Source organism: Anabaena sp. FACHB-83, from assembly GCF_014697485.1.
In the GTDB taxonomy this organism is placed as follows: domain Bacteria; phylum Cyanobacteriota; class Cyanobacteriia; order Cyanobacteriales; family Nostocaceae; genus Nostoc_B.
The window spans coordinates 225,257-247,469 of the sequence record NZ_JACJRY010000007.1; the positions used below are offsets into that span (position 1 = coordinate 225,257).

Below are 22,213 nucleotides of genomic sequence, written 5' to 3' on the forward strand. Positions count from 1 at the left end.
AGAACAAATGACAAATGATTAATAACTATAGGGATTTTGGGGTTGGGGAATCTTTTTGACAGAGTTCGCCACAATGGTGAGTTGGCGTTTCCCGTTGAGGTTGTCTGTAACCATTTGTCCTTCGACTTCTAACCAGGTATCAGGTGTGTATTGTTCGGGATTGGCTGGTAATTTCACGGGTAAACCGACGGGGTAAGCATCCGCCGCACAGCATGAGAGAATAAATCGGGCGAGAAATATATATTCTTTGCTTAAATCTGGAGGACGAATTACAAAGCCTTGGACTTTGGCTTTTTGCCCTGTGTATGCGTCGGGTTCGGGATAAACATTGAGAGTTCTTACCCAATCTACTAGCGATCGCTCCTCTGGACGAACCGAAGCGCGGAAGGCTTGGGGTTTAATTCGGGAAGTTCCCAGTAAATCACTCACGCCACGGTTGAGGGCTTTGTCACTGGCAAAAACTTGCGGTGTAATAATGAAACCTAAAATGGCCGCCGTTAACAGCAACGCACCACCCCAACCAGGCGGAAATAAAGTTATATGCTGGACATTTGGCAAAATATCGCGGCGATGACGTTGCCAAAGTTCTTGCATTTTGAATAAGCCAACAATAATTAAGGCAATACCAGCTACTAACACCAAACCAAAATAATTTGGGTGAATCAGCAAATTCAGCTTGCCAGTCAGCCAGTATTTCAACATTAAAATTCCCCAAGCTGTGATGGCTATGACATCCAGCCAAGAGAGTAATAAATTCAGGCGTTGAGCTTTAGGTGTCATTGTCATTTGTCCTCTCTTACAAAGTCTGATTGGAAGAAACCTCCAATCAGACTTTGCATTTTGTCCTTTGTCATTGGTTATCAGACGTATCCATCTTTTAACTCAGCACTCAGCACTCAGCACTCAGCACTCAGCACTTTAAAGAACGTGCAAGTTAATAAACAGCGTGAATAAAAATGTCAATTGTCCGGCTAAGGCAAAGAGGTAGAAAATTGCTCTTGGCTTGAAAATGGATAACATTAACCCAACGCTTTTAATGTCGATCATTGGCCCAAATACCAAAAATGCCAGCAAGGAACCACTACTAAATGCTGATGCAAAGGATAGGGCAAAAAAGGAATCGACTGTGGAACAAATTGAGACAACGGCTGCCAAAATTAGCATCACGATGATGGAACTAACCGGGCCAGCACCGAGGCTCAGGATTAAATCGCGGGGTGCAAAGACTTGGATAGCAGCTGCGATCGCACTCCCAATTACCATAACTCCGCCCAGTTCGCGCAATTCTTGGATACTGTTATCCATCAACAGCCGGAGTTTTGCCGCCAGTGGTTTATTTGAGTTTGCTAGGGGGTCATCTGCTGTGCCATCCATCCGGTTGGGTGTACCTGCTTTCCCGCCCAAAATATATGTCCCAGATTGCAACAAAGTTGGTGTTGTTGATTCTGGGGGAAGTTGGTAACGTTTACCCCGCCGTTGGGTTTCGACTTTCGCTGGGGGATTAAACTTCATATAACGGGCGATCGCAGGTTGGACTATGGGAGTCAAGTCCTTTTGAAAACTAAACACAAAGCCAACAGTTGTGGCAATCAATAAGGAAAATACTACCCGTAAAACCACGATTTCTGGCTGATCGCGGAACGCCGTCCAAGTTGCCCAAATCACAATCGGGTTAATCGTTGGCGCTGCTAGTAAAAAACCAATCGCTACAGGTGTGGGTACGCCCTGAATCAGCAAGCGCCGCGCTACCGGCACATTGCCACACTCACACACCGGAAATAAAAAACCCACCATACTGCCAACTAAAGCCCCCAATAGGGGATTTTTGGGCATTTTTTCGACTAATTTGCGCTCATCAACAAAAAACAGCAGCAAACTAGAGAATAAAACCCCTAGAAGCAAAAACGGCATCGCTTCGACTAGCAGACTCAGAAATATCGTGAAACCATTGTTCAGTTGATTCATGGGTGTCGCAGTCAAAAGCGGTTGAAAGTTTTGAGGTTATGTCTAGTCATTTTATCGAAATGGGGATCAAAATCATGTACGGATAATTCAACATCATTGACACAACCAGACTATCTTTAATTCGTAGTCTTGCTTAAGCGCCAACTAGCGCCCGTGAGTTTTAGTATAGTCATTTTACATGAGTGCATTTACGGATGATTGTTTTGGTTGAGATTGCCTGATTTCCGAAATAGTTCTGAATTATCGGTTAACAGGCATAGGATTAGGTGACGTTTAATTACCTAATGTTTATACTTACTGTAAATTAGCTGATTAGTGTGTTATCTTCCACGCATTTTCATCAAGGATTCACAGTCTTTAAACATTTGGGGATCACTCTGAGTTGCTGATATGCGTGTTTTAACTTAATTTGGCTCAACTCAAGAGTGTCTGTGGTTGATTTCTACTACAAAAATCAGCAATCCGCAATACCAAAATGGAATAATTTTAGTAAACATTATGTATGGCGCTAATTTTCCGCAAGACTCCAAGTATTTTCACGGCCACTACTACCTAAAATCTGGCAAATTCTCATTTTTGTTATTATTAGTTAATATTTTGATGAATTAAGTTGTTTAAATTATCCTTCTGTTAATAAAATAAGAATCTAAGTCAGTTAGGACAAATAAAGCTAACGCACGAGGTTCGCTAAGTTCCTATTAGTCAGGGTTTTTGATATGTTTAACTTGCGTTACATCGTTATATTGATAGCTGCATACTTACTGAATAGACTTTAAAATCTCAGTTTTTTACCTATTAACTAGTTGTTAAAACTTATATATCTCAGGGTTGCCAGTGTCATCAGAATTAACTGCTTTAATTTCACCACCAGTTTTATCTATTGCCAGCAATAACTATCTCAGTTTAGAGTCAAATTTACAAGAATTGCCTATGTATGACTTTGCTGTAGATATTAGTTGTACATGCACTGAAGTAGCTAATTTTTTAGAAAGATACCCGCGCTTACCAGGTGTAGTTTTACAAGAACGGGGAAAATTTTTGGGGATGATTTCGCGGCGACGTGTTCTAGAATTTCTGATTCGTCCTTTTGGACAAGAGTTATTTGCTAAAGCCAACATTAACGAGCTTTACAGCTATGCACGTACAGAAATTATGCTGCTACCAGAGACGACGACGATTTTAACAGCAATGCAGCATACACTCAAGCGATCGCCTGAACTTTTTGCCGAACCGATTGTTGTCAAAACAGAAACAAATACTTACAAATTATTAGATATTCACGACTTGAGTTTAGCAGCTTGGCAAATTCGCGGCATTGAAACTCAAGTACGCTACGAACGTAGTCAAGCCCAAATGATTCAAAATGATAAAATGGCACGTTTAGGGCGTTTAGTTGACGGCGTAGCCCATGAAATTTTAGACCCCGTTGGTTTTATTTGGGGCAATTTAACTTACATCTCAAAATATAGTCAAGACTTACTCAAGCTAATAGCTGCTTACTCCGAAGATTTACCCGAAGCTTCCGCCGCCATTAACTATCTCAAAGATGAAATTGAATTTGATTTTTTAGAAGAAGATTTATCCAAAGCTTTAGCCAGCGCCCACACTGGTGCAGAAAGATTAAAAAAACTCGTCACCAGTTTACAAAATTTCTGCCATATTGATGAAATTTATCCCAAACCAGTAGACATTAACGCTTGTATAGATGGGATTATTCTTTTGTTAAAAAGCCGTTTAAAAGGTGAAATTGAAATTGTCAAGAAATATGGCAAAATTCCCCCAGTTCCTTGCTTTATGGGACAACTGCACCAAGTATTAATGAATATTTTTAGTCAGACTGTAGATGGCTTATTAGATGAAGCTGTTCGCCAACAGTTTCAACAAGCATCTTGTTCTGACATAAATCAACCTCAAATTATCATCACTACAGCCGTTATTTCTCAAGCACCAACCCACCCAAATGCCCCGGATTCTCGTTGGGTTTGTATTAGCATCGTTGATAATAGCCCCGGAATGTCAGAAGAAGCACAAAAACAAATTCTTGATTCTTTTTCAACGGAAAAACGGGCTGATGTAGAAACTAGTTTAGGCGTTAGTTACCGAATTATCACCGCAAGACATGGCGGTAAATTAGATTTTCGTTCCCAAGAAGGGGTGGGTTCGGAATTTAAAATACTTTTGCCCTTGGTGTGATTTTGGTGAAGTTCATCGACTGAGGGCAAGGTGGACAAGGGTGACAAGGGAGATAGCGTTATTTTACTTTATAAATTTTTCCTGCCTCCTGCCTTTTTAAATATGTTGATAAAACTGTAATCTACCAAAACCTAAAAATTGACTGTGAGGTTTTTCTCCAATTGGCGATGCGGTCACACCAAAGAGATAAACGCCACCTCTTTGGGGATTTTGTTGGGCTTTTAAACTAATGGTAATTTTTGTTCCAGGTGAAACTGGCGGATCAAAAGTAAAAGATATGGTTTGGGTTTTGCGATCGCTGCTAATATCTTTGAGTTGCAGTTTCTCTCTTGTTTGAGAACGTCCTCCTTTAAAGGCGACAGTTTCTTTGAGACGAAAGCGGATATATTCTGCACCTTCACGCTGGTTAATTGTAATTTGTTGGAGAGATGTCCCCGCACCTTCTGGCAAGTTAATTGTAAAGTAATAAGTTGCGCCTAAAGCTTTGGCTTGATTGTCGTCTGTTGTGACTTCTACTAAACTCGGCTGTTGAGCAAAATATGTTGTTTTGGGTGAAGTCAAAGGCTGCGGAGTCGGCGGGGTGGTGATGATTTCTTGATTGCGGGGTGATTGAGGTGTGGTAACAGAAGATGTCATATTATTTCTGTTACGATCATTTGTTGAATTAAAAGTAAAAGAACCAATTAAAGACGAAGATTCCCAAGGTGTTTGTTTGCCATTAGTTGTATTGAGAACATCAGCCCTTACTTGTTTAAACATTTGTTCCACATCTAGGTTCGGAGCCTTCATATTACGTAATAAAGCTGTAGTATAAGGGCTATTGCGTCCATCGCCATCAAAAGCAACTGTCCCTGGTGCAGTAGAATAAGCAATGAGCGTGCCTTTAACAGCTTGCGTCGGTGCTGCTAACCCACGTTGGAGCGATCGCCATTGACGAGTAAAGGGATTATTCCGACAAGCATCTAAAATAATAAAATTGACATCGTTGTTTGCATCTTCCATCACATTCAGAACTTTACCCATCGCCATCGCTTCATAACGCACATCTTGTTCCCGTTCTAGTCGCGCATTGACAGGTATTAAATAATTTTCTCCGTCTACTTGCACTCCATGTCCAGCAAAGTAAAATAACCCTACTCCGCCTTGGCGCAGTTGGCGATTAAACTTTTCAATGGTTTCTTCCATCTGTCTCAAATCTACATCTTTGAGGAGAGTGACATCAAATCCCACTTGACGTAAGGAATTAGCAATGTCTGTAGCGTCGTTGACAGGATTAACTAATGTATCGGCTGATTTGTAATTGGAATTACCAATAATGAGTGCTGTACGATGTTGGCGTTTTACTGGAATGAGATTTTGAGCGATCGCCTGATTTATCCCTATCCTTGGGTGAGCTAAACTAAACGTTAATGGCAATACTAATGCCGCAGTTCCTAACAATAGTTGCCATTTATGCCACAACATTTTTTTACTCAATATTTTTATCTAAATTTAAATTAAATTATTTGCAATAATTTTAATTCAACTTCAGTAATTATTTGAATAACATTTAATTAAATTTACAAGCCCCGACGAATGGAATTCGCGGCTATAAAAACGCAGTCCGCCTGGGCTGCGGCGACAGCAAAGCTGAACGCGGACTAATATAAAATAAAGGGTTTTGTCTGTATAGCCGTGACTTACTCAATATTCCTCTACAACTCTTATTCCTCTGTGTCCTCTGCGCCTCGGCGGTACCCTACGGGAAGCCGCTTGCGCGTCTACGATATTACAGCACTTGTATGTCAGCCCTGGAGTTTAAAAATTTGTGTGCAGTAAAGCTTCTCCTTGTTGATAAATTGCTTTAGCATAATCTGTCCAAGTACCTTGTCCCCAATAGCGAAAACAGCTAGTTTGCAGCAATAAATTATAGAGTAATGCCTGCCGATATTGGGATTGTTTAGTAATTACACCAGACTCATCTTTGACTAAAAATTTATCTGTCTTTTCATGAAATAAACTGCTGAGTTTATTCATAGGAGATAATACATTTTCATATCCTTTTACCCAACTAATATGATTTGTCCAAGAAGCACCATCTACATGAAAGTGAGGATTACTTTGCTTTAATTCTTGGATGGCATTTTCCACAGCTTCGGGTTGACAATTATCGGATGCAACTCTTTGCCAAATGAGATGCTGTCCTACTGGCTGACAAGTTGGATAATCTTCGGGGTTACAACCTGCGGCTGTAATTAACTCTAAATATTCTGTACCGCACACTCCGACAACGCCAGATTTACCACCGCCATGATTAACCATATCCCACCAAGCTTGTTTGAAAGCACTGGGAAATTCATTCATCATCACGCCGCCATTTTCCCCATCACCAATTTGACTGACTATCGGTGGTACTAATACATTATCTATTTGTTGTTTAGAGAGTGTTTTAGCTTCGTAGTATGGCTGCATTTGAGCAACTAATTTTGTATCAGAACCTTGAGTTTTAATCAAGGCTGTAATACTAATTGTTTCACCTTGAGAATTACGCGCTATTAAACGGTGTGGTAGATGTTTATATCTCAGAGATTCACCATTGATTGTTTCTACAGAATGTTCTTGGACTAATAACCAAAGATAGCCACACTCTTTGAGAGATTTGACAAATTCAAATAAAGTATCAGGGTGATTTGGTAGGTGCATTTCTGGCGGTGAAAATCCTTTGACTCTTGCCAATGCGTCCCAGCCAAAAATAGCAGCAAAATGTTGTTGCCAAGCTAAAATATGCAATTTAATATCGGGTATTGGTGTGGAAGGAACAACAGCATGACTCCACATTGTTCCTAACCATTCAACATAAGGTTGATATTTGGAATCGCAAGTAATTTTTTTGAGGTTGTCAAGGATGTCGTTGCGTCCCATCTGGCGTAATCCCCACAACAAATTGCCAGAGTAATCTAACATGACGCGGGGATTGCAACCTTGGCTGACAAGTTCGGGAATGAAATCACCCATGCGACTATAGCAATAAGCAAAAGGCGCGGCGTTGTGGTTGTCGCCTTCGTTGGGATGTTCAAACATATATTGCAGATTGCTGATCAGTCCGCCGTTGTATCCTGCGGGGATAGTTGGCTGGTGCATGTGTAAAGCGATCGCAAATACCGCATTCACATCCTCTAACCTCAGATTGGTTGAAGGTAAAAAAACAGGTTTGTTGTGGTTGACTACCGCAAGAACTTCTTTCTCCCAACCAGAAATATTTGGTAAGCCGTCAACGATTTCAGGCGGGAGAGTCGTAGGAAAGGAAATCATAAGTGTGAGGAATAAAACTTTTCATCCCTCATACTGTATCTTTATTGTTGCAGTAGGCGATCGCGTCCCAGAATCTTTTAAGACTTACGTGCAGATACTAATGGAGTTACGTTTCGATTTAACAAAACATCGCAAAAACGATTGATCCGGCTGAATAAACTTGGTTTTTCGACAACTTGCTGCTTTCTTGGTGCTGGTGGCGCGGCAATTTTTAAAATCAACTCTAACAACCAAGGGGCTAGGCGTTGACACCACACAGCTAAATGACTTTGCCATCCAACTAAAATTTCTGGTGCATCATTCTGCAATCCGACGATCAATGCTTGCGCTACTTGTTGGGGTGTCATGGGAATCACCCAACGGAATAGTTGCAAGTCACGCACCATATCTGTGTCGGTGAGAGAAGGTAATAAGGCTTTGACTTGAATATTGTACTCGGCTAATTCTTGACGCAAGGCTTGGGTAAATCCTAAGATGGCAAATTTTGTAGCTGAATATGTTGCCATTGTTGGTGCAGCGACTTTCCCCATTAAACTAGAGACGTTAACAATTGTCCCCTGTTTTTGGCTGGCCATGCGTCGGGCTATCAAACTGGTGAGGGTGTACATTCCCAACAAATTCACAGACAGTTCTTCTTGGAGTTGGGGAAGTTTGGAACGCAAGAATGAGGTTTGATAAGCAACACCAGCACAATTCACCAGCAGATGAATCGGGCCATGATTGCGCCACAATTGGGCTACAGTAATATTTACTTCTGTGGCGCGAGTTAAATCTAGCGGAATGATGACGGCTTCTGTTCCCATCGCCGTAATTTCTTGGGCGACTTCAGTTAATTTTTGGCGATCGCGTGCTACTAAAATTAATCTTTTCATCCCTTGTTGTGCTAGAGCAAGGGCGATCGCTCTGCCAATACCGCGAGAAGCCCCTGTAATTAGAGCAACATTACCTTGAATCTTCATCGGTTTTTATCTCCAGAATTTAAGTCTTAACCCGCGTTTTGTGTTTTTAGATAGACGCAATTACGGTTACTCATTTTCCGCAGGTAAGACAAATCATCTATCCTTGTTGACTTCAGAAGAAAACTCAGCTATTTGCAATGGAGATTTGTGCTTTAATCTGCATTGCGGAAATCCTCTGACTTAAAAGTGCTGAGTGCTGAGTACTGAGTGCTGAGTAAAAATCCTAGTACTTAGTGATATAAAACTTGTCGAGTCCATAGCCTGTAGTACCTTTTCTATGCAAGGCTTCGGAACTTCATCAATACTTCCAGCAATTGGCTGAATGGATATGGCTCATAATTTTTACCTCTTCTTAGATTCAGAGCATTGATCAGCAGCGTTGCTAAACACACGTTAACAACAAAATCAAGTATCAGCAATATTTTTTAATAAGAATTTCTTAACGCTTTGTAACCAAGATGATATATATATCAAATATTTCGGGAAATAAGTTTTTATGAACCATACTAGATAAATGTCATTCTTTGGTGACATTTAGTGATAAATTCCCTAGAGTCAAGAAAATATATCACCTATTGTTAGCAAGATAGAAGAAGCTGATATGGGTAAACAGACATAATAAAGACACAAAAAAGTCATATACTAGAGAATAGGAGATAAGCTCAAAAGTCTCTTGGTATAAGTGTTTGATGATAAATCTTATCTTAATTTAGCTGGCAATGGCTATAAAATTTATTATCCCTGCCCGATAGAATAAAACAGGGATCAATGATTTCATACAAGGGATCTTTTAATTAATAAATAATTTGATAAAGCTGTGTATGCTTACTGAATTTAGTCCAGAAATAGCCGATGACCAAGAGCAACCCACCATGAATTAAAACCGCAGAAAATACATTAATTGCGCGATCGCTTCGGCAGGTAACTGCAATCGTTGTTGAAAATCAGCGATATTACGATATAGTCCATAAGCTTGGCGATTTTCCACTACTGCTTGAGCAAGGGACAAATCAATCAATGGCGTTTGCGCCAACATCTCGACTGTAGCAGTGTTGGGATTCACTAAATGATTTGAATGAACCAGAGACTCATTGTCGTAGTAAACAAAGTGCAGCAGTGGTTCTAATGGCTTGAGACGCTGCACTGGTAAACTCAAAGCGGCGGCAATATCTTCGATACAGTAAAATTTAACCCCAGAACGAGAAAGTTCGACAAGCGATCGCGCTTGGTGAATCGACAAACCCGGTAAGCGCAACCAATCATCCACTGTCGCTTGATTCACATCAATCCGAATACCCAATTGCGCCGCTATTTGAATTTCTTCACCAGACTGCAACCGATAGTAAGGATCATTCAGCAATTTGGCGCGGAGTTTTTGTAACTTAAAGTTTAAAGGTAGCCAGTTGTGCATTATCTTTGCTTGTATGGCAGGTGACAGGTTACAGGTGACAGGTTACAGTGCTATATCAAGAAATTTGGTCGAGTAGCTGGCGGCGTTTTTGCTCAAATTCATATTCCGAAATTAGACCATCTTGACGCAGCGCATCGAGTTCGCGCAAAGCATTCGCCACTGTTTCTACCTGATTACTGGCTGATTGAGAAAACTTAACAGCCGACTTACCCTGATTAAAATTCCGGTCAAAAGCTTCCTCATCTAAAGCTAAATACCACACACCTTCAATTGCACTAGCCACCTTGGGGATTGGTGTCCAAGAAAGCAGCACATATAAAATCCCCCACAACGGCTGACCTAAATAGAACTTGTGTAATCCTGAGACGGTGAGCGTACCAGAAAAAGCGAGAATAGCAGCGATACTGCGGCTTTTGCGTTTTACCAACATATTTATTATAAAGTTACCACTATCACAGTTAGGTCAATTAAACAGCGATCGTAGCAAAATACCTACATAAATTCAGTATCATATCGTCTTTAGAGATAGCCAAAATCCAGCCCTATTCTGATGCTATATTAAAATATTTCCAGTAAAGTCGGGCTATATGGGTGTTGAGGGTGAGATTCCAGGCGATCGTGAAGCTGTATTTCAGCCAGAATTTTTAGAAGACTTAGAATACTTAAAACGATAACAGTAGTGATATTGAAATAGCCAGTTAAACACTTTAGCTGTCATAAGGGCCAAGAAATCTTTCGCCGCACCGATAATCAAAAGATTCGCCATGCTAAATTAAGTTATTTGCTGACTATAAAAAATATAGTATGAAGAATTGCATCTGTAATTTTCAGACCAATTCTTGAGGGAAGCATGGTAAACCTAGAATTTATAGACTTTCTATTACTACGACTTTTATGTTTTGTCAATACACTTGCGATAAATTTACTACTATCACAGTTGGAATAATTAAATTCTATTTCAAAAGTGAACTTATTACCTATTAAATATATCTGAAATCCCAATATTTTAGAGCGAATTTTGCAATCATATTGCTTCTTTCCTTGATAGAATTAATATCCCATTCACCAGAATTTGGATTTAAAAAATTTTCCAATTCATTTTGACATTTGAAAGGAGAAGTTTTATAGTATCTAGCATTCTTGTAAGCAAAGTCATGATTAGACTTACTAGCATTTCCAATTTGAGTATCAAGAGTAAGGTTTCCCAGACTGTGTAAGTATTGTTCTCTAAAATTATTATCCATCCAAGTCAGCATGTTACGAGGATTTTGAGGAATGATATGCTCTGTAGATAATCGTCCATATTGACGATATCTCATCTTAGGAGCTAAAGAACCTTCTCGTGTTCTAATATAGTTTTCATACTTCCAAAATAAATAATTTTGTTCATTAGATGGAACATCTTCATAGAAACTAGATGATTGCAATTTAATTATAAATTCTCTATCACTACAATATTCACCAATTAAATCTTTCAGTTCATTACATAGTTTCTCAAAATCTCCAGAGAAAGTTTGAGCCATTTTATATAATCTCTCTTGACCTGTAGTATTTCTTCTTCTCCGAATTCCATATACTCTAAAACTAATTATCTCTAACAGTTTTATTACTCTTCTAACTTGTTTTTTGTTTTCTGAAGCATCCAATTTATATGCTTTAATTAAAAGCGGGAAAAAACTAGCCAATCTTTCTAGATAAAAAAGGTCATCTAGGTATGGCTCATGCCAGTCTACTATTAGAGATTTGAAAACAAAAAAAGTTTCTTTGAGTTCTTTACTGTATTTATCAATATATTCGCTTCCTAAAGTGTAATTCTTGTGATTCACCGTAAGATTATTAATTCTATTTTTTACTGTCCAAAGATGACGATCATATTCATTCCTGTCCTTAGAGGTTGTCCATTCTTCAAACGCAATGAAATGATAACGCATTAGAGAATCTTCATCATATTTATATTTCTCTATAGCTTCATAATCTCTATATATTTCACTAAATCTAGTTTGAATAACATCTAAATATGTATCAGGACTGTCAGAAATAAGATAAATTTTATACATAAGAAAACTTTTAATTTTCTCAAGGCTTGTAAGAGGTTTACCTCTATCATTTGTTGTTTCAAAAATTAATGTTGCTTCTGCATCATTATTTACAGAATAAGTTAATACTCTAGTTTTTTCTATTTTAATTTTAAACTCTTCTAACACATCTAAAGAATACTTTTCTAATTGGATTTTAAAAAAATCTTTTGCATTTAATAAACGTTTTTGAGAACTAGTACTTACATTAACTGATTCAGAGCAACTATCCTCAAGAATGTGAGCTTTAAATAAATCATTGTCATGTAGTAAGGTTCTGAGTTTATATTCACCACGATACTGAATATATGTTTCTTCAAGTATTGCAACATCTTCACCAAGTTTTTTTAGTTTATCTAATAAAACTTTCATGAAAATAATAAGAGTTGTAATTCTTTGCTGACCATCAACTATGTCAATGACCTCAAAATTTCCTTCTCTGCCTTTTTCCTGAAAAAGAATAGTACCAAAAAAATATTCTTTATCTATACTTTGATTTTTAACATCATTAATAAAATCATTTAATTGTCTACTTTCCCATGAATAAGCTCTTTGATATTTCGGAATATTAAAAATTTTTCTACCATCAAATAATTCTAGGATTGTTTTTTGACCGTTCTCCATATTATATGCACCATTATTATTTATTGATTAGGGTGGGTATTTGTCCACCCTAATATAAGTCTACTTATTTTAATGTGGCTACCTTTGGCAATCTGTTAACTTTGCGTCACCACTTCCTTATCTTTCGCCAAGAACTTCTCTAGTTCAGTCAACGCATCCGCATCAACTTTGGTTTGCATCGGACAGAACTTAGGCCCGCACATCGAACAAAACTCAGCAGTTTTATAGATGTCTGCGGGTAAGGTCTCGTCGTGATATTCCTTCGCTCTTTCGGGGTCGAGGGATAATTCAAACTGACGGTTCCAGTCGAAGTTATAACGAGCTTTCGAGAGTTCGTCGTCTCTGTCTCTTGCACCTGGGCGATGTCTGGCGATATCGGCGGCGTGGGCTGCTATTTTGTAAGCAATTAACCCATTACGAACATCTTCTGCATTCGGTAAACCTAAATGTTCTTTGGGTGTGACGTAGCACAGCATTGCTGTACCATACCAGCCAGCCATTGCTGCGCCAATAGCAGAGGTGATGTGGTCATAGCCAGGAGCAATATCTGTTACCAAAGGCCCCAACACATAGAATGGTGCTTCGGAACACTCTTCCATTTGCTTGCGGACATTAAATTCAATTTGATCCATTGGGACGTGTCCAGGCCCTTCTACCATCACCTGTACATTGTGTTCCCAGGCTTTGCGCGTTAACTGTCCGAGGGTTTTTAATTCTGCCAATTGTGCAGCGTCGGAAGCATCATGGGTACAGCCAGGACGCAGGGAATCACCTAAGCTGAAGGAAACATCATATTTCTTGAAAATTTCAATGATGTCGTGGAAGTGGGTATAAAGCGGGTTTTGTTTGTGGTGATGCAGCATCCACCGTGCCAAAATACCACCACCACGAGACACAATTCCCGTGATGCGGCTTCTGACTAAAGGCAAATGCTCTATCAAAATGCCTGCATGGATGGTTTGATAGTCTACCCCTTGCTGGGCTTGTTTTTCGATGACGTGGAGAAAGTCATCGGCGGTGAGGTTTTCAATTGTGCCGTGGACGCTTTCTAATGCTTGGTAAACTGGCACTGTCCCAATGGGAACGGGTGAGGCGTTGATAATAGCTGTGCGAATTTCATCTAAGTTACCTCCACCTGTGGACAAGTCCATTACGGTATCAGCGCCATACTTCACCGCCAACTGTAATTTATCTACTTCTTCTTGAAGGTTAGAAGAGTTGGGTGAAGCACCGATATTAGCATTCACTTTGCACTTAGAGGCGATACCAATAGCCATTGGCTCTAGGTTGGTGTGATTAATGTTAGCCGGGATAATCATCCGTCCCCGCGCTACTTCCTCACGAATTAGGTCAGCAGGAAGATTTTCCCGTTGAGCAACGTAGTGCATTTCTTCGGTGATAACACCCTGACGTGCGTAGTGCATTTGAGTTACATTGCTCTGCCCACGCCGCTTGGCAACCCATTCTTTCCGCATGATTGAAATCCTCAATAAACAGCTTCCCTCCGCTGGTATTACCCAGACTCAGGTGTTAAGGGTGTGATCTCAGCCTGAAATCTCAGGCACCCCTAGCATGGATGTAGATTGTACCATTTTGCTTACGGTTGAGGACAAGGAGGTTAACAATTTATGAGGTGTGGGGGAGTGCGATCGCTATAATGATTTTGTAATGAAGTATCAAGAGGCGACGCTGAAGGATGAACACAATTGAACCAAATAGCGACGCGCAGAGTTTACAAGGTTTTATGGATAAATCAACTTTAACTCAAAGTCCAGAGAATTGGGAAGATGAGGGAGATGAAATACTTCCATTTCAATACTCCATTACTAGTTATGGAGCAGATTACCCTGTTGATGGTCTTGTAAAACGATTAGAAAACGGCAGTATATACATACCTTCACTTCAACGTCATTATGTATGGAAATTGGAGCAAGCTTCACGTTTTATAGAATCACTTTTACTAGGGCTACCGGTTCCAGGTATTTTTCTATCAAAAGAAAAAGAAACGCAAAAACTTTTAGTGATTGATGGTCAACAACGATTGCGTACTCTTCAATATTTTTATGCTGGAGTCTTTCAAGTTAATGGTAAAGATAAAGAGTTTGCTCTTAAAGGTGTACAACCTCAATTTGAGGAACTAACATACAAGTCCTTGTCTGATGAAGATCGCCGCAGATTAGATGATTCAATCATACACGCAACAATCGTCAATCAAGATGAGCCATCTGAAGATGACAGTAGTATTTACCATATTTTTCAAAGATTGAATACAGGTGGTACAACTTTAGAATCTCAAGAAATTCGTTCTTCTATTTATCATGGAGAATTTAATGACTTGTTAAAGCAACTTAATAATAATTCTGCTTGGCGCTCCATATATGGTAAAAATGACAAAAATATAAGAATGAGAGATGAAGAACTTATCCTTCGGTTTCTTGCACTGTATTTTAAAGGTAATGAATATAAAAGACCATTAAAAGAATTTCTTAATAAATTTATGGGCAAAAATAGACATCTTAAATACTATTCTGGAGAAAAAATTAGAGATGTATTTGAAACAACAATCAATAAAATTTATCAATGTATTGGTACTAGAGCTTTTAAACCCAAAAGAACGCTAAACGCATCTGTATTTGATGCAGTTATGATAGGCGTTGCTCGTCGGCTAGAAAAAGGTGATATCAATGACTGTGAACAATTAAAATTAAAATATACAAGTCTTTTAGAAGATCCAAGTTTTCTGGAAGTAACTGTAAAGACTGCACGTACTTCTGAGGAAGAAAACGTAAAAGAGAGAATAGAAAAAGCTATAAATGCTTTTGCTGAAATAGAATGAAAAATCGTGAGGTGATGCGGGCTAAACAAAAACTGGATAACCTATTTGAAAAAGTTAATCAGTTACCAGATGACAATGAGCTTAAAGCACATTGGGCAAGATATTTATGTATATTAGTTTCAGGCTTTATAGAAAATTCAGTACGTGCAATATATAGTCAATATGCAAAAAATAAGGCTATTCCAAATATAGCTAATTTTGTAGAACGTAAATTAGATGATTTACAAAACCCTAAAATGGAAAAAATACTTCAGTTAACAGGAGCATTTAGCCTACAATGGGAATCCAATCTGAGAAAAGCTACTGAAGGTGAATTAAAAGACGCAATTGATAGTATTGTTGCTAACAGAAATAATATCGCACATGGTCAAGATGTTGGTATCACGTATGCAACAATAAAAGACTATTATGAAAAAGCATTTAAAGTGATTCAAATGATTGAAAATCAATGTAACTCTTAGTATGATTATACATGTTAAAACAGTTTAAAATTGTAAATACGCTAATTTTTATAATAAAAACTTATATCTACAATTGATCAGGGTCAATCCCCATTTGACGCAACTTTTCTGCCAAGCGTTCGGCTTTTTGCTGTTCTTGTTCTAATTGTGATGATACTTCTTCTAACTGGGATGTTAATTGTTGAGACTTTTCATCACTATTCAACAAAAGATTTCCCTCTGCATCCCACCAGCGCAACCAAGGCGCTGCCATGTTTTTATATTGTCCTTGCCAAATCCCTAATTCCACACCCATCGGCGGAATAGAATAGTGGCCTCTTTCATTTGCTGGCAGTAATTGATACTTGCCATCTACTAAGTGATAGACTTCCACCGCAGCTTTACTAAACTCATAAATGCCGTAGAATGGCACTCTAATTGCCTGCTCATACACCCAAAATTTACCAGTTAGGGGTGTTTTGTCCCGTTCTTCTGAACCATCACCAGAGACAAATTCTAGGACAATTAAGGGTGCGACGTATTCTTGCCACAAGACATAAGAACGGCGAAACTTACCGTTTAACATTGGTGGTACGTTTGGTACATAAAACCAATCTGGTGCTTCTGCGCCTTTTTCTGGTGGTTCTGTTAAACGCCAGTAAATACCGCTATCTTGACCAATGGCAAACTGCTGATCAGGATGTAGTTGCTGTAATACGTCTGTGATAGAGTCTGTGAGTAGGAGACTTTGAGGATGTTCTTGAAAGTTTTTCACAAAGGTTCCGTCGGACTCTGGTAATTCAGTATGGTCGGGGAGATGGGTAATGCCTAGTTCAGAAGATTTAGCAAGGGTCATAGAACTTTGGCGTATTTGAGTTGGAAATAATGAAACTGGTGGACTCGCTTACGTAATTATTTTATCTCGCGCATAGACGCAAAGTAATAATATGGAATCCCAAAGTTGTCAGTTATTGGAATTCCAAATTTATTATTGCTACTGAAAGCGATCGCACCTCGCCTTGCTAAACACCAGATATTTTCGGGCGTTCGCCTTGTTGAAATCTCATCCAATCTTGTTTTAAAGCTGCTGGAGCCGGATTCTTGGCATCATAGACAACAATGACATTGGTTAGGGGTCTGCCAGCCGGGACTAAAATTTTATTGTTTGCTGCTAAAGCTTTGGAAGCACCACCATCTAAATTCATGGCTTCGTGACAGCCGATTGTTTTCATGGCTTGTGCTGTTTGCTGCAAACTTAAGCTACTGTCAAAATTCACCAAAAATAACTTTTTGCGATCGGCGGGAAAACCAATGGCTGTACGTGCGCCTTTACCTAAAACATGAGGATCTTTAAATCCTTCTAGTCCTGGGTTGAGCCAAATTTGTCCCTGTCTTAACAATCGGGGGCCGCAGGTAAGAGAAAACCAATGTTGATGCCATTCTGGTTTACCATCCGCCCGTGCTGTAATCATTTCCGGTTGATTGCCAACTCGCAAACCCAAGGTAGTACCAAAATTTTCCCATTGGCTGTATTTTAAAAATCTACCGCCTGCTACCATATTACCCATCACTGTTTTTTGGGCATTTTTGGCGAAAAAAGTCCCGTTGGCAATCACGGCTGCTTGATAACGAGATACGATTTTGCTAAATTCTTCATCTCCGCTACTTTTCTGCTGTGTATTAGCAAAAGAGGCATTCTTGGCTAAACCAATGGTGATGAAAGTTTGGGGGTCAGTCAGGTCAATAATTGTTTGGTAAAAAGAAATACCGTTTATCTTGGCTTTTTTAATTTGGACGGTTTGAGCCGTGGCGGGGAGATCCAATGTTAATCCTTGAACTAGAGAAGCACCGCCTAGGAACAAGAAAGAACGCCGACTAATCTTAGAGTTCAGCATCATCAACTCATCTTTAATCTGGTTTTTATTAAAGTTCCCAAATCTTTGGATAATTTCACTCAATCAACCCTGTTAAGTCTAAATTGAGACTTCTAGGAGTAGCAAAAATCTGTAATATCTAATGAGCAATAGCTTTCGGTATTTAATCTTTCACAAACCCTACGGTGTTCTCAGTCAATTTACGCAGGAAACACCAAACCATAGTACCCTCAAAGATTATATTGATGTGCCTGATGTCTATCCGGTGGGGCGTTTGGATTGGGATAGTGAGGGGTTATTACTGTTGACAAACGATGGTAAATTGCAACATCGGCTTGCTGATCCGCGTTTTGGCCATCAGCGAACTTACTGGGTACAGGTAGAGCGGATTCCCGATCCAGATGCTATAACCAAATTGCAAAGGGGTGTAGAAATCAAAGATTACCGCACGCGCCCTGCCCAAGTGAGGCTGTTAACCGTAGATCCACCAGTGGGCGATCGCCACCCACCGATCAGATTTCGCAAAAATGTACCAACGGCTTGGCTAGAAATGACTTTAACAGAGGGCAAAAATCGTCAGGTGCGGCGAATGACGGCGGCTGTAGGTTTTCCCACTTTGCGACTGATTAGGGTAAGCATAGCCCAGCTTAATTTAGACGGACTACAACTCGGTCAGTGGCGCGACTTGAGCGCATCAGAACTTAAATTACTACTGAACAAGTCTTCTGAATCTAAAACTCAAAAGTCTCAATTCTCTTAATTAATAAATAGATGTAAATAAACGTGAGAATTAATCTGTGAATGTCAGCTATTCAAGGAAAGCATTAAAAACTGGGAAAGATATTTTTTGCCTGTAATTGGCTAAATTTTGCCAAAAAAATTATAATGAACTTTTTTCTTCCCTTTCCCTATTAATGAACGTTAGCCTGTGAGTACAAGTTTAGGTCTTATGAGCTTAAATCAGCGATCGCTCTGGCATCAAACACACACACAACAAGATACCTTGTCAGCCTCTCCGGCTCGCTTGGAACTTGTGCCTGAACGCACCTCGGATTTAGAACTGTACACAGCAGATATGCTGCGGCGTACACAAGCAGAACTCCATTGGTATCGCAGTCTGTATGAACATACTCCAGCAATTTACTTGAGTGTGAATGCAGCCGGGATAATTCTTTCTGTCAACCAATTCGGCGCTAACTTGCTGGGTTACAAACCAGAAGAATTGATCAAAACCTCTGTATTTAATTTGCTGGAATTATCAGACAGACAAAGATTATCGGAAACATTCATTGAATTGTTCAGTGCTGTTTACCCCAACCATTCGATCAAGGCAGAATATCGCCTCCACTGTCCTGATAGTAAAATTACCCAGGTGAAAACAACTCTCAAAATCTTACCTGATGGTGAATATCCTGAGAAAAGTCCGGTAATTTTGATGGTGTGTGAAGAAGTCAGCCAAGCAACTAACCAAACTGCAAAGCAGGTACAGTTAGCAGAAATGGAAAGCCTGACTCACCTCAAGGAAGAATTTCTCAGCACAGTTTCCCATGAACTCCGCACACCACTGACAAACATGAAAATGGCAATTCAAATGTTAGGAATTGCACTACAGCCAGAACAAAATTTTGTGCAGGAAATGGCCAAGCCGCCAACCGAACGCTCAAAAGCCGCCCGCTATTTTGCCATTTTAGATAACGAGTGCGAACGGGAAATCAACCTGATTAATAACTTTCTGGATTTGCAACGCTTAGATAGCAACGCTCAACCTTGGGTGCTGGAAACTATTCAAGTCCAACAATGGCTGCGAAGAGTTGTAGAGCTATTTCATGCCCGTAACCGAGGTATCTGCAAGCAAAAAATCCACCTACGTATAGCTCCGCATCTACCGCCATTGGTTTGTGATCCTTTTAGCCTAGAGCGCATCTTTATCGAACTGCTGACCAACGCCTGTAAATTCAGCCCTCCAGAGGCTGAAATCACGGTTGCTGTTGCATTAAATTGCCAAAATATGCAGTTTCAAGTGATTAATGCGGGTGTAGAAATCCCTAGTTCGGAGTTACCCCATATTTTTGACAAATTCTACCGCATTCCTAGTAATGACCCGTGGAAGCAAGGCGGTACAGGCTTGGGATTGGCATTAGTCCAGAAATTAATTAAGCAATTAGAAGGAACAATTGAGGTAGACAGCAGGTCAAATCGTACTTGTTTTATGGTGCAATTACCATTGCAGCGTCAGGGATAAAAGGGAGTATAATTATACCAGTTTCTTACTAAGAAATTGCTGCTCCCCTTGGACAAGAACAAAATTTATTTGCAGGTATCTGAAATATTTAGCTAAGATGCGTCACAATTAATACTGCCACCAACATTCACTGGTGAAACCACAATCTCTTGTAGGTCTACTGTAGGCAGGGGCAGTTAATTGTGGCACTTTGGATATTAGTGGCTAGAAGCACCTTGGAACGGGAATAAAGGAACTTCCACTATGCTGATTTGCCCTCAGTGTAAATTTGAGAACCCCAATGCTAATAAATTTTGCCAAAACTGTGGCACTTCCTTGACTCATCATGCTTGTCATGAATGTGGTACGGAAGTGCCATTACATGCCCAAAGTTGTCATAACTGCGGTGCTGAATGTGGGACAGTTTGGTGGGCAATTGTCACTAAAGAAGAAGGTGGGGACTGGGAATTAGGCAGTTGGCAAGATGATCAGGATGATTTACCAACTTTACCTCTTTCCACGGAATATACTTTACCGCTTGCTGCTAGACCTGTGTTGAAAGCAGGTTCTTACATAGATAAAGAACAACGCTATCAACTGCTAGAACCCTTGGCAATCTTTGATGACAATGCCCAACGAACTGAAGTAGGTGTACGAGTTTTAGATTGTCAGCCGTATCAAATATCACCAATTGGAGCTATTTTAGACAATCAAAACCAAGGATGGCTCACCGTAACAGGTCAAGAAATTGACATTCCTAAATTAGCTAAAGCTTACGTACAATTACAGGCGAAATGTCAAGTAGAAATACCAGCAATCCACGATGCTTGGCAGGAAGGAAATACCCAGGTTCTCTTAATTGAAGACCGTTCTGATTGGCCTTTGTTAATTGATTTGTGGAAAGAAGAGACAACAAGCTCGTTACAAATTTTACATTGGTTTTATCAAATGACCCAACTGTGGGCTGTGTTGGAACCTGTGAGATGTCGCCAAAGTTTGTTGGAGTTATCGAATCTGCGCTTGGATGAAGACCAAACATTAGCTTTGGCAAGATTGTATAGGGAAAGTGACGCAGAAGCCGATGACATAGCCGAAGACGAAACATTATCACTAACAGAACAGCCGTTTAGTGTAAAAGTTTTGGGGGAAATTTGGCAGGAATTATTTAGACAGTCCCAACGTACGCAGTTTGGTGCGGTATTGCAGATTTTGGAGGATTTGAAACTAGGGAAAATTCAAATGATTGCCCAGTTGCGATCGCGCCTAGAAGCGATCGCCTCAGACCTAGAAACCTCAGCAATTCCTAGTTTTTCTCCCACCGCTCACCAACATCCCACAGCACCCACGATCATTCAGCTAGAAGATGATCCAGACGAAGACAGTTCTGGAAGAAGCGACGACTTACCCACCATCGTGCTGTCAATGCAATTAAGCAGTCTCGAAGATGTGGGATGCACCGATGTAGGTCGTCAGCGTCAACACAACGAAGACTACTTTGGCATCGACACGAAAATTGAGAAGCTAGAACTTCCCAGAAACCGCGTCTACCAAGCCCGTGGTTTATATATTCTCTGTGATGGAATGGGTGGTCATGCGGGTGGGGAAATAGCGAGTGAATTGGCTGTTAACACTGTCAAACAATACTTCCAAGAATTCTGGCAAACCAACCAGCGCCCAACCGAAGCAAATATGCGTGAGGCTGTTTATTTAGCTAATCAAGCAATTTATCAGCTAAATCAACAAGATGCGCGATCGGGTATTGGGCGGATGGGTACAACTTTGGTAATTTTGGTAATTCAAGATACCGAAGCTGTAGTGGCTCATGTGGGCGATAGCCGTCTCTACCGCTTAACCCGCAAACGCGGACTCGAACAAATCACCGTAGACCATGAAGTTGGACAACGGGAAATTGCGCGGGGAGTAGAACCCAGCATAGCTTATGCCCGTCCTGATGCTTATCAATTAACCCAAGCTTTAGGGCCGCGTGACGAAAGCGCCCTCGATCCTGATGTAGAGTTTTTTGACATTAATGAAGATAGTTTGCTAATTCTCGCCTCTGACGGTTTATCAGATAATGATTTACTAGAAACCCACTGGAAGAGTCATTTACTTCCTTTATTAAGTTCTGGCGCAAGCTTAGAACGGGGTGTCAATGAATTAATTGATGTGGCAAACCAAAAAAATGGTCATGACAACATTACTGCAATACTGGTGCGGGCAAAAGTCCGACCAAACATGGACAATTCCGGGGCTAGAGGCTAGAGATTAGAGGTTAGCTTCGAGTTTTTCCTCATCCCTACTCCCTACTCCCTACTCCCTACTCC

17 protein-coding genes, 1 pseudogene and 1 riboswitch are annotated in these 22,213 nt (G+C 40.1%); of the genes and pseudogenes, 6 read left to right on the forward strand and 12 right to left on the reverse strand.

Translation table 11 applies throughout. The features are described from left to right. Positions 1–18: 18 nt before the first annotated feature. Both H6G79_RS11685 and H6G79_RS11690 read right to left on the reverse strand, forming a co-directional pair. Positions 19–780 carry a TIGR03943 family putative permease subunit gene (locus tag H6G79_RS11685; RefSeq protein WP_190588793.1) on the reverse strand — a complete coding sequence of 254 codons (762 nt, stop codon included), beginning with the start codon at positions 778–780 and terminating at the stop codon, positions 19–21. A gap of 138 nt (positions 781–918) precedes the next feature. Continuing rightward, positions 919–1,965 (reverse strand): permease, encoded by a 1,047-nt coding sequence (locus tag H6G79_RS11690; protein WP_190588794.1) that lies wholly within the window; start codon positions 1,963–1,965, stop codon positions 919–921. 834 nt (positions 1,966–2,799) lie between these two features. Here H6G79_RS11690 and H6G79_RS11695 point away from each other — a divergent pair. After that, the gene (locus tag H6G79_RS11695; protein ID WP_190588795.1) at positions 2,800–4,158 is read left to right on the forward strand and encodes a sensor histidine kinase; all 1,359 of its coding nucleotides are present in this window, start codon (positions 2,800–2,802) and stop codon (positions 4,156–4,158) included. 96 nt (positions 4,159–4,254) lie between these two features. Here H6G79_RS11695 and H6G79_RS36680 read toward each other — a convergent pair whose 3' ends face one another. The 8 genes and pseudogenes from H6G79_RS36680 to thiC form a co-directional block, all read right to left on the reverse strand. Further along, positions 4,255–4,794 (reverse strand): DUF2808 domain-containing protein, encoded by a 540-nt coding sequence (locus H6G79_RS36680; RefSeq protein WP_396019796.1) that lies wholly within the window; start codon positions 4,792–4,794, stop codon positions 4,255–4,257. 51 nt (positions 4,795–4,845) lie between these two features. Continuing rightward, positions 4,846–5,622, reverse strand: a pseudogene (locus H6G79_RS36685) (caspase domain-containing protein); the annotation flags it as partial. A gap of 333 nt (positions 5,623–5,955) precedes the next feature. After that, a complete protein-coding gene (locus H6G79_RS11705; RefSeq protein ID WP_190588797.1) occupies positions 5,956–7,449 on the reverse strand; it encodes a glycosyl hydrolase family 57 in 1,494 nt (497 codons plus the stop codon). A 77-nt stretch (positions 7,450–7,526) separates the two neighbouring features. After that, complete coding sequence (locus H6G79_RS11710; RefSeq protein ID WP_190588798.1) at positions 7,527–8,408, reverse strand: SDR family oxidoreductase; 882 nt, start codon at positions 8,406–8,408, stop codon at positions 7,527–7,529. Positions 8,409–9,285: 877 nt separating this feature from the next. After that, entirely contained in the window at positions 9,286–9,819 is a 534-nt protein-coding gene (locus tag H6G79_RS11715; protein WP_062291846.1) for a ComEA family DNA-binding protein, read from the reverse strand. A 55-nt stretch (positions 9,820–9,874) separates the two neighbouring features. Continuing rightward, the gene (locus H6G79_RS11720) at positions 9,875–10,249 is read right to left on the reverse strand and encodes an NINE protein (protein WP_062291837.1); all 375 of its coding nucleotides are present in this window, start codon (positions 10,247–10,249) and stop codon (positions 9,875–9,877) included. Positions 10,250–10,799: 550 nt separating this feature from the next. Beyond that, positions 10,800–12,518 (reverse strand): DUF262 domain-containing protein, encoded by a 1,719-nt coding sequence (locus tag H6G79_RS11725; RefSeq protein WP_190588799.1) that lies wholly within the window; start codon positions 12,516–12,518, stop codon positions 10,800–10,802. Positions 12,519–12,613: 95 nt separating this feature from the next. Further along, on the reverse strand, positions 12,614–13,993 hold the full coding sequence (gene thiC / locus H6G79_RS11730; RefSeq protein WP_190588800.1) for a phosphomethylpyrimidine synthase: 1,380 nt from the start codon (positions 13,991–13,993) through the stop codon (positions 12,614–12,616). 7 nt (positions 13,994–14,000) lie between these two features. After that, positions 14,001–14,097, reverse strand: a riboswitch (TPP riboswitch). A 165-nt stretch (positions 14,098–14,262) separates the two neighbouring features. Here thiC and H6G79_RS11735 point away from each other — a divergent pair. After that, a complete protein-coding gene (locus H6G79_RS11735; protein ID WP_190588929.1) occupies positions 14,263–15,354 on the forward strand; it encodes a DUF262 domain-containing protein in 1,092 nt (363 codons plus the stop codon). After that, positions 15,351–15,815: a HEPN domain-containing protein gene (locus H6G79_RS11740; RefSeq protein WP_190588801.1), complete on the forward strand. Its 465-nt coding sequence runs from the start codon at positions 15,351–15,353 to the stop codon at positions 15,813–15,815. Before H6G79_RS11735 ends, H6G79_RS11740 begins: the two co-directional genes overlap by 4 nt. A 67-nt stretch (positions 15,816–15,882) precedes the next feature. On the opposite strand, the gene H6G79_RS11745 is transcribed toward H6G79_RS11740, so the two are convergent. Together H6G79_RS11745 and H6G79_RS11750 are read right to left on the reverse strand one after the other, a co-directional pair. Then, complete coding sequence (locus H6G79_RS11745; protein WP_190588802.1) at positions 15,883–16,650, reverse strand: Uma2 family endonuclease; 768 nt, start codon at positions 16,648–16,650, stop codon at positions 15,883–15,885. A gap of 166 nt (positions 16,651–16,816) precedes the next feature. After that, positions 16,817–17,689 carry a phosphodiester glycosidase family protein gene (locus H6G79_RS11750; protein ID WP_190588931.1) on the reverse strand — a complete coding sequence of 291 codons (873 nt, stop codon included), beginning with the start codon at positions 17,687–17,689 and terminating at the stop codon, positions 16,817–16,819. 121 nt (positions 17,690–17,810) lie between these two features. Here H6G79_RS11750 and H6G79_RS11755 point away from each other — a divergent pair, with 121 nt between their 5' ends. The 3 genes from H6G79_RS11755 to H6G79_RS11765 all read left to right on the forward strand — a co-directional run bounded on the left by H6G79_RS11755 (position 17,811) and on the right by H6G79_RS11765 (position 22,151). Beyond that, a complete protein-coding gene (locus H6G79_RS11755) occupies positions 17,811–18,428 on the forward strand; it encodes an rRNA large subunit pseudouridine synthase E (RefSeq protein WP_190588803.1) in 618 nt (205 codons plus the stop codon). A 189-nt stretch (positions 18,429–18,617) separates the two neighbouring features. After that, positions 18,618–19,910 carry a PAS domain-containing sensor histidine kinase gene (locus H6G79_RS11760; RefSeq protein ID WP_190588933.1) on the forward strand — a complete coding sequence of 431 codons (1,293 nt, stop codon included), beginning with the start codon at positions 18,618–18,620 and terminating at the stop codon, positions 19,908–19,910. A 243-nt stretch (positions 19,911–20,153) separates the two neighbouring features. Continuing rightward, on the forward strand, positions 20,154–22,151 hold the full coding sequence (locus H6G79_RS11765) for a serine/threonine phosphatase (protein WP_190588804.1): 1,998 nt from the start codon (positions 20,154–20,156) through the stop codon (positions 22,149–22,151). The last annotated feature ends 62 nt before the right edge of the window (positions 22,152–22,213 follow it).